The organism is Acinetobacter sp. ABJ-A23_2 (genome assembly GCF_044538765.1).
GTDB lineage: Bacteria > Pseudomonadota > Gammaproteobacteria > Pseudomonadales > Moraxellaceae > Acinetobacter > Acinetobacter nosocomialis_A.
The window spans coordinates 1-13,300 of record NZ_JBIUCP010000029.1 but is presented as its reverse complement, the minus strand read 5'-3'; the positions used below and the strand labels follow the sequence as shown (position 1 = coordinate 13,300).

Below are 13,300 nucleotides of genomic sequence, written 5' to 3'. Positions count from 1 at the left end.
CTAGGTAGTATGACGCCCCATGGTCTTGAAGACCTGTTGGGTAAGTAGTGTCATTTTTACCAATTTGACATTATGCATCATGGGTGTGCTTAAAAGGCAGCCTGTAATATTTTTTGCAATAGGAAATGGGTCCACAAATGCAAGAAGTTGCTGACGCATTGCGTCTTGACACTGAACTTTCCGCTGATAGTGCAGCGTATATTGAAGAACTTTACGAGCAGTACCTGACTTCCCCAACCTCCGTCGCTGAGGACTGGCGCCAATATTTCGATAAATATCCAAAGGGTGACCAACCACACAGCGCTGTGCGTGAGCAATTCCTATTACTAGGACGTAATGCTAATCGTGTTCAACCTGTTGTACAAAGTACTGTAAGTACTGAGCATGAGCGTCGTCAAATTGGCGTTTTACAACTTATTGCTGCTTATCGCAATCGCGGACATCAAAAAGCTAAATTAGATCCATTAGGTCTTGCTAAGCGTGAAGATATTCCTGATTTAGATCTTTCAGCACACGGTTTAACCAAATCAGATTTAGACACAGTATTCAACACAGGCAATCTTGAGATTGGTAAGAGTGAAGCAACTCTTGCTGAAATGATTGAAGCAATGGAAGCAATCTATTGTGGTTCAATCGGTGTTGAATACATGCATATCGTGGACACAAAAGAAAAGCGTTGGATTCAACAACGTCTTGAAAGTGCCCGTGGTAAATTCAATTACTCAAATGATCAAAAGAAAGGCTTCTTAGAGCGTTTAACCGCTGCTGAGGGTCTAGAAAAATATCTTGGTAATAAATACGTCGGTGCTAAACGCTTTGGTGTTGAAGGCGGCGAATCTTTTATTCCTATGGTAAACGAGATTATCCAGCGTGCTGGTGCTGTAGGCTGTAAAGAAGTTGTTATCGGTATGCCACACCGTGGCCGTTTGAACCTTCTTGTTAACATTATGGGTAAAAACCCTGCGGACTTATTTGGTGAGTTCGAAGGTAAATCAATTCATAAGAAAGGTTCAGGTGACGTTAAATACCACCAAGGTTTCTCAAGTAATGTAATGACTCCAGGTGGCGAAGTTCACTTGGCATTGGCATTTAACCCATCTCACTTGGAAATTGTTGGTCCTGTAGTTGAAGGTTCTGTACGCGCACGTCAAGTACGTCGTAGAGACATCGGCGGTGATGACGTATTGCCAGTTATTGTTCATGGTGATGCTGCATTTGCAGGTCAGGGCGTGAACATGGAAACCTTCCAAATGTCACAAACTCGTGGCTATACGGTTGGTGGTACAGTTCATATTATTGTGAACAACCAAGTTGGTTTCACAACTTCTGATCCACGTGATGCACGTTCTACAGAGTACTGTACAGACGTTGCTAAAATGATTCAGGCGCCAATTTTCCATGTAAATGGCGATGATCCTGAAGCTGTTATCTTTGCTACTCAATTAGCACATGATTTCCGTCACGAATTCCGTAAAGATGTTGTTATCGATTTGTTCTGTTATCGTCGTCGCGGCCATAACGAAGCGGATGAGCCATCTGGTACACAACCATTGATGTATCAAGTAATTGCGAAGAAAGCAACTACTCGTACACTTTATGCTGATCAACTTGTACAAGAGAAAGTACTTGATCGTGCTGAAGCTGATCAAATGGTTGAAGATTACCGTTCTGATTTAGAAGCGGGTAATCATGTAGCAAATGCATTGATTCTTGAACCAAATACCAAAATGTTTGTTGATTGGACTCCATATTTGGGCCATGACTATACAGACGATTGGGATACTTCATTTGACTTGAACCGCCTTAAAGAATTAGGCGAGGGCATGAGCAAACTTCCTGAAGGGTTTGTAATGCAGCGTCAGGTTCAAAAAGTAATTGAAGATCGCGTGAAAATGCAAACTGGTGAAACTCCTCTAAACTGGGGTGCAGCAGAAACTTTAGCTTATGCAACTTTATTAGATGAAGACTATCTAGTTCGTATTACTGGTGAAGACGTAGGTCGTGGTACCTTCTCACACCGTCATGCGAAATTGCATAACCAAGTTGATGGTTCAACTTACATTCCTCTTTGTCATGTTAAAGAGAACCAACCACGTTTTGCGATTTACGACTCTCTTTTATCTGAAGAAGCAGTTCTTGCGTTCGAATATGGTTACGCAACTACAATTCCTAAGAGCTTGATTATTTGGGAAGCACAATTTGGTGACTTCGTAAACTGTGCTCAAGTTGTGATTGACCAGTTTATTGCTTCTGGTGAGACTAAGTGGGAGCGTGTTTGTGGTTTAACAATGTTGTTACCACACGGTTTCGAAGGTCAAGGTCCAGAGCACTCTTCAGCTCGTTTAGAACGTTTCTTACAGTTATGTGCTGAAGACAACATGCAAGTGATCACTCCAACGACACCTGCACAGATTTTCCATGCATTACGTCGTCAGGCTGTACGCCCAATTCGTAAGCCATTAATCGTAATGTCACCGAAATCTTTACTTCGTCATAAACTTGCGACTTCTACTTTAGAAGAGCTAGCACATGGTTCATTCCAAACTGTAATTGACGAAATCGATCAAATTAACAAGTCAGATGTAACTCGTCTTGTACTTTGTGGCGGTAAAGTTTATTACGACTTACTCGAAAAACGTCGTGAACAAAACTTAACTAATGTTGCAATCGTACGTATTGAACAGTTGTATCCATACCCAGAGCAACGTCTTGCGGAAATCTTGGCTGCTTATCCAAATGTGAAAGAACTCGTTTGGGCGCAAGAAGAGCCGAAGAACCAAGGCGCTTGGTTGTTTATCGCACCGCGTTTATATGACGATATCTTAAAATCTGGCAAACAAATCCGTATCAGTTTTGCAGGTCGTGAAGCTTCTGCTGCACCAGCTTGTGGCTCACCGTACTTGCATGCAAAACAACAAGCTCAGCTAATTAATGATGCATTGGCAATCGAAGCTGAACAATCAGGAGATTCTCAATAATGGCAACCGAAATTAAAGCACCGGTATTCCCAGAGTCTGTTGCAGATGGCACCATCGCAACTTGGCATAAAAAGGTGGGTGAACCTGTATCACGTGATGAAGTAATCTGTGATATTGAAACCGACAAAGTTGTTTTAGAAGTTGTTGCTCCTGCAGATGGTAGCTTGGTTGCAATCATTAAAGGTGAAGGCGATACAGTTCTTTCTGACGAAGTTATTGCTCAATTCGAAGCTGGTGCTGGCGCAGCTGCTGCTCCTGCAGCAGTAGAACAAGCAGTTGCTCAAACTCAAGCTGGTGCAGCTCCTGTTGTTGAACGTACAGAAACTGTATCTGATCAAGCTCCTGCGGTTCGTAAAGCGTTAACTGAATCTGGTATTGCTGCTGCTGATGTACAAGGTACTGGCCGTGGTGGTCGTATCACTAAAGAAGATGTTGCAAACCATCAAGCTAAACCAGCTGCTAACGTTACTCCGTTAAGTGTTGCTGTTGGCGAGCGTATCGAAAAACGTGTTCCAATGACTCGTTTACGTAAGCGTGTTGCTGAGCGTCTTCTTGCTGCAACTCAAGAAACTGCAATGTTAACTACATTCAACGAAGTTAACATGAAGCCAATCATGGAATTGCGTAAGCAATATAAAGATGCTTTCGAAAAACGTCATGGCGCTCGTTTAGGCTTCATGTCATTCTTTGTTAAAGCAGCAACTGAAGCGCTTAAACGTTACCCAGCTGTAAACGCTTCAATTGATGGCGATGATATCGTTTATCATGGTTACTATGACATCGGTGTTGCAGTATCTTCTGATCGTGGTCTTGTTGTACCAGTATTACGTGATACTGACCGTATGAGCTATGCAGAAGTTGAAGCAGGTATTGCTGCTTATGCTGGTAAAGCACGTGACGGTAAATTATCTATCGAAGAAATGACTGGTGGTACTTTCACAATCACTAACGGTGGTACTTTCGGTTCATTGCTTTCAACTCCTATTTTGAACCAACCGCAAACTGGTATCTTGGGTATGCACAAAATCCAAGAGCGTCCTATGGCGGTAAATGGTCAAGTTGAAATCTTACCAATGATGTACTTAGCGCTTTCTTATGACCACCGTATGATCGATGGTAAAGAAGCTGTAGGTTTCTTAGTAGCAATCAAAGAATTGTTAGAAGAGCCAGCTAAACTCATCCTTGATCTTTAATTTCTTCGAATAAATACCTACCAGGGTAGAGCGATCCTCTATCCTGGTTTATGGAGATAAAAATGTCTCAACAATTTGATCTTGTTGTCATCGGCGGTGGTCCTGGTGGTTATGAAGCTGCGATTCGTGCTGCTCAACTAGGCTTCAAAGTCGCTTGTATTGAAAAACGTATTCACAATGGTAAGCCTTCTTTAGGTGGTACTTGCTTAAACGTAGGTTGTATCCCTTCTAAAGCTTTGCTTGATTCTTCTCATCGTTATGAAGATACAGTGCATCACTTAGCTGATCACGGTATTACAACTGGTGAAGTGAATTTCGATCTTGCAAAACTTCTTGCTCGTAAAGACAAAATTGTTGACCAATTAACTGGCGGTATCGATCAATTGCTTAAAGGCAACGGTATTGAGTGGTTAAAAGGTACAGGTAAATTACTTGCTGGTAAAAAAGTTGAGTTCGTTTCTCATGAAGGTGAAACTCAAGTTTTAGAACCTAAATACGTGATTCTTGCGTCTGGTTCTGTGCCTGTAAATATTCCTGTAGCTCCTGTAGATCAAGATATTATTGTTGATTCAACTGGCGCATTAAACTTCCCAGAAGTACCTAAGCGTTTAGGTGTGATTGGTGCTGGTGTAATCGGTTTAGAACTTGGTTCAGTATGGCGTCGTCTTGGTGCTGAAGTTGTTGTATTTGAAGCAATGGATGCATTCTTGCCAATGGCTGATAAAGCTTTGGCAAAAGAATACCAAAAGCTTTTAACTAAGCAAGGTCTTGATATTCGCGTTGGTGCTAAAGTTTCTGGCACTGAAGTTAATGGTCGTGAAGTGACTGTTAAATACACTCAAGGTGGCGAAGAAAAAACTCAAACTTTTGACAAATTAATCGTTTGTGTTGGCCGTAAAGCATATGCAGAAGGTTTATTGGCTGAAGATTCAGGTATTAAATTAACTGAACGTGGTTTAGTTGAAGTAAATGATCACTGTGCAACTTCTGTAGAAGGTGTATACGCGATTGGTGACTTGGTTCGCGGTCCAATGCTTGCTCATAAAGCAATGGAAGAAGGTGTAATGGCTGTTGAGCGTATTCACGGTCACGCAGCTCAAGTGAACTATGACACAATCATTTCTGTTATCTATACACACCCTGAAGCGGCGTGGGTAGGTTTAACTGAAGAGCAAGCTAAAGAAAAAGGTCATGAAGTAAAAACTGGTCAATTCGGTTTTGCTGTAAATGGTCGTGCTTTAGCTGCTGGTGAAGGCGCAGGCTTTGTTAAGTTCGTTGCTGATGCCAAAACTGACCGTTTATTAGGTATGCATGTCATTGGACCTGCTGCATCTGATATCGTTCACCAAGGTATGATCGCTCTTGAATTTGTATCTTCTGTTGAAGATCTTCAGTTGATGACTTTTGGTCACCCAACATTCTCTGAAGTTGTTCATGAAGCTGCACTTGCTGTAGATGGTCGTGCAATTCACGCGATTCAACGTAAGCGTAAATAAAATTAAAGAGCGGTTCTCCGCTCTTTTTCACATTCGATGGTGTGATTAAAAAATCATCAAGTTGATAGACGTAGACAGCAATTTGCATATACAACATGAGAATGTTGCGCAAATTGAAGACAACAAACAAAGTTAAGTAGGTAACTAAATGAACTTACATGAGTATCAAGCTAAAGCGTTATTGAAAGAATATGGTATGCCGGTACAAGAAGGTATCTTGGCAACCAATGCAGACGAAGCAGTTGCTGCATTTGAACAGCTTGGTGGTAAATTCGCTGTAATGAAGGCGCAAGTTCATGCTGGTGGTCGTGGTAAGGCTGGTGGCGTTAAAGTTGCAAAATCTAAAGAAGATGTTATCGAATTTGCAAACAATATCATTGGTACTCGTCTTGTAACGTATCAAACTGATGCAAATGGTCAACCAGTAAACAGCATCATTGTTGCTGAAGACGTATATCCAGTTGAGCGTGAGCTTTACTTGGGCGCGGTTGTAGACCGTTCTAGCCGTCGTATTACTTTCATGGCTTCTACAGAAGGTGGTGTAGAAATCGAGAAAGTTGCTGAAGAAACTCCAGAAAAAATTATCAAAGTTGAAGTTGATCCGTTAGTTGGCTTACAACCATTCCAAGCACGTGAAGTTGCGTTTGCTTTAGGTTTGAAAGACAAACAAATCGGTCAATTCGTAAAAATCATGACAGCTGCTTACCAAGCATTTGTTGAAAATGATTTTGCTTTATTTGAAATTAACCCACTTTCAGTTCGTGAAAATGGCGAAATTTTATGTGTAGACGCGAAAGTAGGTATCGACTCTAACGCGCTTTACCGTTTACCTAAAGTTGCTGCTTTACGTGACAAATCTCAAGAGAATGAGCGTGAATTAAAAGCATCTGAATTTGATCTTAACTATGTTGCTTTAGAAGGTAACATCGGTTGTATGGTTAACGGTGCTGGTCTTGCAATGGCAACTATGGACATCATTAAACTTTATGGTGGTCAGCCTGCAAACTTCCTTGACGTTGGTGGCGGTGCAACTAAAGAGCGCGTAATTGAAGCGTTCAAAATCATCCTTGCTGATACTTCTGTACAAGGTGTTTTAATTAACATCTTCGGTGGTATCGTACGTTGTGACATGATTGCTGAAGCAATTATTGCAGCGGTTCAAGAAGTAAACGTAACTGTTCCAGTTGTTGTTCGTTTAGAAGGTAACAACGCTGAGTTAGGTGCTAAATTACTTGATGAATCTGGTTTGAAATTAATTTCTGCGAACGGTTTGTCTGATGCCGCAGAAAAAGTTGTAGCTGCAGTTAAAGCGTAAGGGGAGTATCAATCATGAGCGTATTAATTAATAAAGACACTAAAGTATTGGTACAAGGTTTTACTGGTAAAAACGGTACTTTCCACTCTGCACAAGCTTTAGACTACGGTACAAAAGTTGTTGGTGGTGTTACTCCAGGTAAAGGTGGTACAACTCACCTTGACTTACCAGTATTCAACACAATGAAAGAAGCTGTACGTGAAACAAATGCAGATGCATCTGTTATCTATGTACCAGCTCCATTCGTTTTAGACTCAATCGTTGAAGCGGTTGATTCAGGTGTTGGCCTAATCGTTGTGATCACTGAAGGTGTTCCAACAATCGACATGCTTAAAGCAAAACGTTATTTAGAAACTAACGGTAACGGTACTCGTTTAGTTGGTCCTAACTGCCCAGGCGTGATCACTCCGGGTGAATGTAAGATCGGTATTATGCCTGGTCACATCCACCAACCAGGTCGTATTGGTATTATCTCACGTTCAGGTACATTGACTTATGAAGCTGTTGCTCAAACAACTAAGCTTGGTTTAGGTCAGTCTACTTGTATCGGTATTGGTGGTGACCCAATCCCAGGTATGAACCAAATTGAAGCTCTTCAATTGTTCCAAGACGATCCAGATACTGATGCAATCATCATGATCGGTGAGATCGGTGGTACAGCGGAAGAAGAAGCTGCTGAATTCATCAAATCTAACGTGACTAAGCCTGTAGTAGGTTACATTGCTGGTGTAACTGCTCCTAAAGGTAAGCGTATGGGTCACGCTGGTGCGATCATTTCTGGTGGTCAAGGTACTGCTGAAGAGAAATTTGCTGCATTTGAAAAAGCAGGTATGGCTTACACTCGTAGCCCAGCTGAGCTTGGTTCAACTATGTTGCAAGTATTAAAAGAGAAAGGTTTAGTTTAATAGCTGCCTTAAATCTTTAAAAAATACCGCATCTGAAAAATGATGCGGTATTTTTTTGCATCATTGAAAAGTCGCATAAAATGAAATCAGAAATAATAAGGCTAAAAAAAAGACAAAAAAATACGCAATGATTGGGGTGATCATTGCGTAGAACAACGAATCTGTTAAAAACAGTTTCGGCTTAAGGAGAAATGTCGTGAGGTTCATATCAACCTACTTGAGCTATATTAGTGAGGTGTTCATATTTGTTCATTAAGGTTCGCGTTAATTAGTGTTACTTCACGTTAAAAGGGTAAGTGCATGTGAATCATTATAAATATATTAACAATGTGAAATTTTAAACTATTGAATCTTAATATAATTATAAAAAAAGCCCCGTAGGGCTTTTCATTTATATATTTACTCTAGAGTTAAAACTTAAATAAGCCTAAGCCATCTTTAACTTCATCTAAAGTTTGTTGAGTAATGATTCTGCATTTGTCAGTACCTTGACGTAAAACATCCATAATATAGTCAGGATCTTTAGCAAGTTCTTCACGGCGTTCACGAATAGGTGTAATTAATTCTTTTAACACACCTTCAAGACGTTTTTTAACAGTACCATCACCAAGACCACCACGGCGATAATGCGCTTTTAATTCTTCAACTTCTTCTTTATTTGGATCAAATGCATCTAAATAAGTAAATACAATGTTTCCTTCAACTTGACCTGGGTCTTCGATACGAAGGTGATTTGGGTCTGTGTACATTGCATTTACAGCTTTCTTAATGTCTTTGTCAGAAGCATTTAAAACAATGGTATTGCCTAATGACTTAGACATTTTCGCTTTACCATCAAAACCAGGTAAACGAGCCATATTAGAAAGCAATGCTTTGCATTCAGGTAAAAGGTCTTGACCAATTTGACGATTCACACGACGTACAATTTCATTGGTTTGTTCAATCATTGGAATCTGATCTTCACCTACTGGTACCACAGTTGCTTTAAAAGCCGTAATATCAGCTGCCTGTGCAACAGGGTAGCAAAGGAAACCAGCTGGAATGTCACGTTCAAAACCACGCATTTGAATTTCAGATTTAATAGTCGGGTTACGTTCTAAACGAGCCACAGTTACAAAGTTAAGATATAACATTGTAAGTTCATTCAGTGCTGGTAAACATGACTGAACACAAATAGTTGTTTTAGTTGGATCAATACCAACAGCTAAATAATCTAGAGCAACTTCTAAAATGTTACGACGTACTTTATCTGGGTTATCAGCATTGTCTGTTAATGCTTGTGCATCTGCTAATAAGAGATGTTGATGATGGCTATCCTGTAAACCTACACGTGAACGCAAAGAACCGACAAAATGCCCAAGGTGAAGTTGTCCGGTAGGGCGGTCGCCTGTCAAAATAATTGGACGCTGATCAACATTACTCATTATTTATTCCACTATCGTATTGGCTTAATCTGGGATAGTAAGCCCTGTAATATAAAAGATTGGCATTATTGTACGGGAAATAAAATTTTTTCGTCAGCGATTGGTTAAACTTTCTTAAAATAATATTGTGAATTTATTCAGTAAAATTACAGAAATTAGAATATTTCATCTTACAATAGTCAGATAAATACAAACCTGGATAAGAAATGGCAAGTGGCTTACTTTTATTACTAGATGATATTGCAACAATTTTAGATGATGTCGCTTTAATGAGCAAAATGGCAGCAAAGAAAACTGCTGGTGTTTTAGGTGATGATTTGGCTTTAAATGCACAACAGGTAACAGGTGTGCGAGCAGATCGTGAATTGCCTATTGTGTGGAAGGTCGCGAAAGGTTCTTTAGTTAATAAGCTTATTTTAGTTCCTTTAGCTTTATTAATTAGCGTTATTGCACCTTGGCTGATTAACCCGCTCTTGATGTTAGGTGGCTTATTTTTATGTTATGAAGGCGTTGAAAAAGTTCTTCATACAATTACGCATAGAAAAGCTTCGACCTCTGAGGAAGCAGAAAAAGAATTTAACAATGAAGAGCTAGATCTGGCTACTTTTGAGAAAGAGAAGGTAAAAGGGGCTATTCGTACAGATTTTATTTTATCAGCTGAAATTGTCGTAATCTCGTTAGGTACAGTGGCGACTGCTACGTTATTAACTAAAGTTAGTGTTCTTAGCATTATTGCAGTTGTGATGACGCTTGGCGTTTATGGCTTGGTTGGCGTGATTGTTAAGATTGATGATTTAGGATTATATTTAACAAAACAAGCTGCTTCTTTCAAACAAACTCTAGGACGTGGTTTACTTGCTTTTGCTCCTCTTTTAATGAAGCTACTTTCTATTGTTGGAACTATTGCAATGTTTTTAGTAGGTGGAGGGATTATTAATCATACGATTCCTTTACTTCACCATGTTACTGAAGATACGGTTGATCAGGTAGAAACTATACCGGCAGTAGGAAATATTATTGGTGCTTTAACACCGACATTAATGAACTTTGCGATTGGTATGATTGCTGGTGCAGTTGTGTTGCTTGTGGTGAGTTTAATACAGAAAATGTGGCCAAAAGCTTCTGACTAATCAGGCCATTTAAAAGAAGAGGGAAGTTATGCGTTGGAGAGATCGTAGAGTCAGTACCAATGTTGAGGACCGTCGAGGTGGGGGCGGTGTTAAAGCAGGTGGTATTAGTATTATTGGTTTGGTTGTGGCATTTGTCGCATGGAAATTTTTTGGCGTTGATCCACAAATGGCTTATCAGGCAACGCAGCAGGTTACTGCTTCACAACAATCAAATGCAACTTCACCAGAAAGTTTAACACCTGAGCAAAAAGAAGCGTCAGATTTTGTTGGAACTGTATTAGCTGATACAGAAGATACGTGGACACCTATATTTAAGCAGTTAGGTAAAACTTATACACCGCCAAAGTTGGTTTTATTTAGTGGAGTGACTCGCTCAGGTTGTGGTACCGCTCAATCTGCTATGGGACCCTTTTATTGTCCAGCTGACCAGAAAGTTTATATTGATACCGAATTCTTTAAAGATATGCGTGAGCAAATGGGTATCTCGGGTGAACAAAATAAATCAGAGCTTTCTCGCCAAGATGAGGCAGGGGATTTTGCCCAAGCCTATGTTGTTGCTCATGAAGTGGGTCATCATGTTCAAACCTTGCTTGGTATTTCTTCTCAAGTGCAACAAGCGCGTTCGCAAGTTAGTCAAAGAGAGGGTAACCAGCTATCTGTGCGTCAAGAGTTACAAGCCGACTGTTTAGCAGGTATATGGGCAAATCATAATCAACAACGTACTCAGTTTTTAGAGTCTGGTGATGTTGAAGAAGCAATGGATGCAGCTCAAAAAATTGGTGATGACTATTTGCAAAAACGTGCAACTGGCCAAGTTGTTCCTGATAGCTTCACCCATGGTACGAGTGAGCAGCGGATGCATTGGTTTCAAGTGGGCTTAAAGTCTGGTGATATCAATCAATGTGATACTTTTAATAATTCTATCTAATGCGAAAGATGAGTTTATTAAAGCATTTTTAATAAGCTCATCTTTTAATACCCCTCTGATTCATAATTAATGTTAAGAAATTTAACTGATCGATAGAATGATTAAAGTAATTCGTTAAACTTATATTTCAATTTTTAACTGTTTGGGCACATATAAAGTGCCTATTTTGTCATTCTGTTCAGTTCAGCTGTCTAGGTTTTCTTATTTGGTCATTGACCCAGAAGAAGGGTGTTCATGGGTAATTTTTTCTTATTACAAGCACTTACGGTTGTATTTGCCTTATCAATTGCAACTACTATATTCAATAAGCGTATTTTAGGCTTCCCTCAAGCTATTGGCGTGCCTCTTGTTTCTGCAATTTTTGTCTTTATTTTGCAATGGGGAGCCAGTCTCTTAAATGGTAATCAGTTTATTACTATTAATATTCATAATATTGAAGAAGCAGTACGTCATATCGATTTTTATGACTTTTTAATTAATGGCGTCATCTGTTTTATTCTGACATCTTCTGCACTGAAATTTAAAATTTCAGACTTAAGAAGTTATTGGAGACAAATTAGTATTTTAGCGACTATTGCGCTAGTCATCTGTGCGGTATTGTTTGGTGGTTTACTTTACGGCTTTCAATTGCTGGTTGGTCATCATGTGCCAATTTTAGTTCTTCTGTTATTAGGTGCGGCATTGGGTGCAACAGACCCGATCGGTATTAAAGGTGTTTTAAGTTCAATTCGCGCACCCCATCATCTTATTGTCAAATTAGAGGGTGAGTCTTTATTTAATGACGCGATGTGTATTGCATTATTTATGACGTTATTGAATGTTTTACAAGGTGAACATTTTTCATTAGTTGCTACATTAGAAGCTTTGCTTTATGAAATTGTGGTTGCTGTCGGTATTGGATGGGCATTTGGTATAGGAACATTACGTCTATTACGTGGCAAACATGAAATGGAATCTCTGATCTTAACAACTGCCTTACTTGCTAGCGGAGCATATTTAGTTGCTTTATTTGCTCATGCATCTGCACCGATTGCTTGTGTGATTGGCGGTTTAATCGTTGGTAATAAGTGGAAAGAAATCCGTGAAGAGCGAGAAATTAGGGAAGTTAACCATTTTTGGCATACTGTAGAAGGAATTATTAACTCATTCTTATTTACTTTAATTGGTCTTGAGCTATTTATTCTTGATTTAAACTTTAGCTTGATTTTAGGTGGAATAGTCGCTTTCTTTATTTTGCATATTTCACGCTTTGCAGCAAATTTTATGTCTTTTGCTTTCTTTCCGACAATGCGTAAGACCAAAAGCTACAATGGTAGTTTAACCATTTTGTCTTGGGGTGGGGTACGAGGAGGGATTTCACTTGCTTTAATTTTGGCAGTCGCGAATATTCCAGCACTTAGCCCTTATAGTAGTATTCTGATTGGATATACTTTTATTAGCGTATTGTTATCTGGTGTGGTGTGTGGTCTTGGCCTACCAGCGGTAATGAATGCATTTTATTACAATCCTAATGAAGAAACAGAAGGCCTTAAAGGTTTTTACCAGAAACTATGCCATAAAATGAACCGCCGTGGCTTTCAATATATCGTAGGGGAAGACGCATTAGGAAGAGAAACGATTACTATCTTTAATCCCGATGTAATCGTTGACCAGAAAACAGAAGATGGTATTGCAACTATGCATGATCCGAATAAGTTGCAAGAAGTAAAACGTTTTGAGAGTCCAGATAATTTTTAAATAAACTTAAAGGTATTTTTATTTAAATTAAAAAATAAGGCTTTAGTGTAATAGTAAAATATTAACTAAAGCCATTTTTCTGCATATTATTAATTAATAATATATTTTATTTTATTAAGATATTGAAACTTGTTATATAAAACTTTTAATTAAAATAATTTTCAACAAATATTGGATAATAAAAAATTAAATTT

At 39.2% G+C, this 13,300-nt stretch carries 9 protein-coding genes; 8 read left to right on the top strand and 1 reads right to left on the bottom strand.

The features are described 5' to 3' along the window. Positions 1–137 precede the first annotated feature (137 nt). The 5 genes from ACH63V_RS11150 (at position 138) to sucD (ending at position 7,887) form a co-directional block, all read left to right on the top strand. Entirely contained in the window at positions 138–2,978 is a 2,841-nt protein-coding gene (locus ACH63V_RS11150) for a 2-oxoglutarate dehydrogenase E1 component (protein WP_263614459.1), read from the top strand. Then, positions 2,978–4,171: a 2-oxoglutarate dehydrogenase complex dihydrolipoyllysine-residue succinyltransferase gene (odhB, locus tag ACH63V_RS11145; protein WP_200027436.1), complete on the top strand. Its 1,194-nt coding sequence runs from the start codon at positions 2,978–2,980 to the stop codon at positions 4,169–4,171. The genes ACH63V_RS11150 and odhB overlap by 1 nt, the downstream gene beginning before the upstream one ends. A 62-nt stretch (positions 4,172–4,233) precedes the next feature. Beyond that, entirely contained in the window at positions 4,234–5,667 is a 1,434-nt protein-coding gene (lpdA, locus tag ACH63V_RS11140) for a dihydrolipoyl dehydrogenase (protein ID WP_002051272.1), read from the top strand. Between the two features lie 148 nt (positions 5,668–5,815). Continuing rightward, a complete protein-coding gene (gene sucC, locus ACH63V_RS11135; RefSeq protein WP_001048573.1) occupies positions 5,816–6,982 on the top strand; it encodes an ADP-forming succinate--CoA ligase subunit beta in 1,167 nt (388 codons plus the stop codon). A 14-nt stretch (positions 6,983–6,996) separates the two neighbouring features. Beyond that, positions 6,997–7,887: a succinate--CoA ligase subunit alpha gene (gene sucD / locus ACH63V_RS11130; RefSeq protein WP_002051332.1), complete on the top strand. Its 891-nt coding sequence runs from the start codon at positions 6,997–6,999 to the stop codon at positions 7,885–7,887. A gap of 410 nt (positions 7,888–8,297) precedes the next feature. Here the strand turns inward: sucD and trpS are convergent, their stop codons facing one another. Beyond that, the gene (gene trpS, locus ACH63V_RS11125; RefSeq protein ID WP_000072941.1) at positions 8,298–9,311 is read right to left on the bottom strand and encodes a tryptophan--tRNA ligase; all 1,014 of its coding nucleotides are present in this window, start codon (positions 9,309–9,311) and stop codon (positions 8,298–8,300) included. A gap of 206 nt (positions 9,312–9,517) precedes the next feature. Between trpS and ACH63V_RS11120 the strand changes: the two genes are divergently transcribed. From ACH63V_RS11120 to ACH63V_RS11110, 3 genes are all read left to right on the top strand, one after another. Beyond that, positions 9,518–10,441 carry a DUF808 domain-containing protein gene (locus tag ACH63V_RS11120; RefSeq protein ID WP_396463532.1) on the top strand — a complete coding sequence of 308 codons (924 nt, stop codon included), beginning with the start codon at positions 9,518–9,520 and terminating at the stop codon, positions 10,439–10,441. Positions 10,442–10,469: 28 nt separating this feature from the next. Then, positions 10,470–11,369, top strand: coding sequence for a neutral zinc metallopeptidase (locus ACH63V_RS11115; protein ID WP_311070069.1), 900 nt, complete (start codon positions 10,470–10,472; stop codon positions 11,367–11,369). Positions 11,370–11,603: 234 nt separating this feature from the next. Next, the gene (locus tag ACH63V_RS11110) at positions 11,604–13,106 is read left to right on the top strand and encodes a sodium:proton antiporter (RefSeq protein WP_002051161.1); all 1,503 of its coding nucleotides are present in this window, start codon (positions 11,604–11,606) and stop codon (positions 13,104–13,106) included. Positions 13,107–13,300: the final 194 nt, after the last annotated feature.

Coding starts and splice junctions, on each gene's coding strand:
- ACH63V_RS11150 (WP_263614459.1), top strand. CDS start 138: ATGCAAGAAGTTGCTGACGCATTGCGTCTTGACACTGAACTTTCCGCT.
- odhB (WP_200027436.1), top strand. CDS start 2,978: ATGGCAACCGAAATTAAAGCACCGGTATTCCCAGAGTCTGTTGCAGAT.
- lpdA (WP_002051272.1), top strand. CDS start 4,234: ATGTCTCAACAATTTGATCTTGTTGTCATCGGCGGTGGTCCTGGTGGT.
- sucC (WP_001048573.1), top strand. CDS start 5,816: ATGAACTTACATGAGTATCAAGCTAAAGCGTTATTGAAAGAATATGGT.
- sucD (WP_002051332.1), top strand. CDS start 6,997: ATGAGCGTATTAATTAATAAAGACACTAAAGTATTGGTACAAGGTTTT.
- trpS (WP_000072941.1), bottom strand. CDS start 9,311: ATGAGTAATGTTGATCAGCGTCCAATTATTTTGACAGGCGACCGCCCT.
- ACH63V_RS11120 (WP_396463532.1), top strand. CDS start 9,518: ATGGCAAGTGGCTTACTTTTATTACTAGATGATATTGCAACAATTTTA.
- ACH63V_RS11115 (WP_311070069.1), top strand. CDS start 10,470: ATGCGTTGGAGAGATCGTAGAGTCAGTACCAATGTTGAGGACCGTCGA.
- ACH63V_RS11110 (WP_002051161.1), top strand. CDS start 11,604: ATGGGTAATTTTTTCTTATTACAAGCACTTACGGTTGTATTTGCCTTA.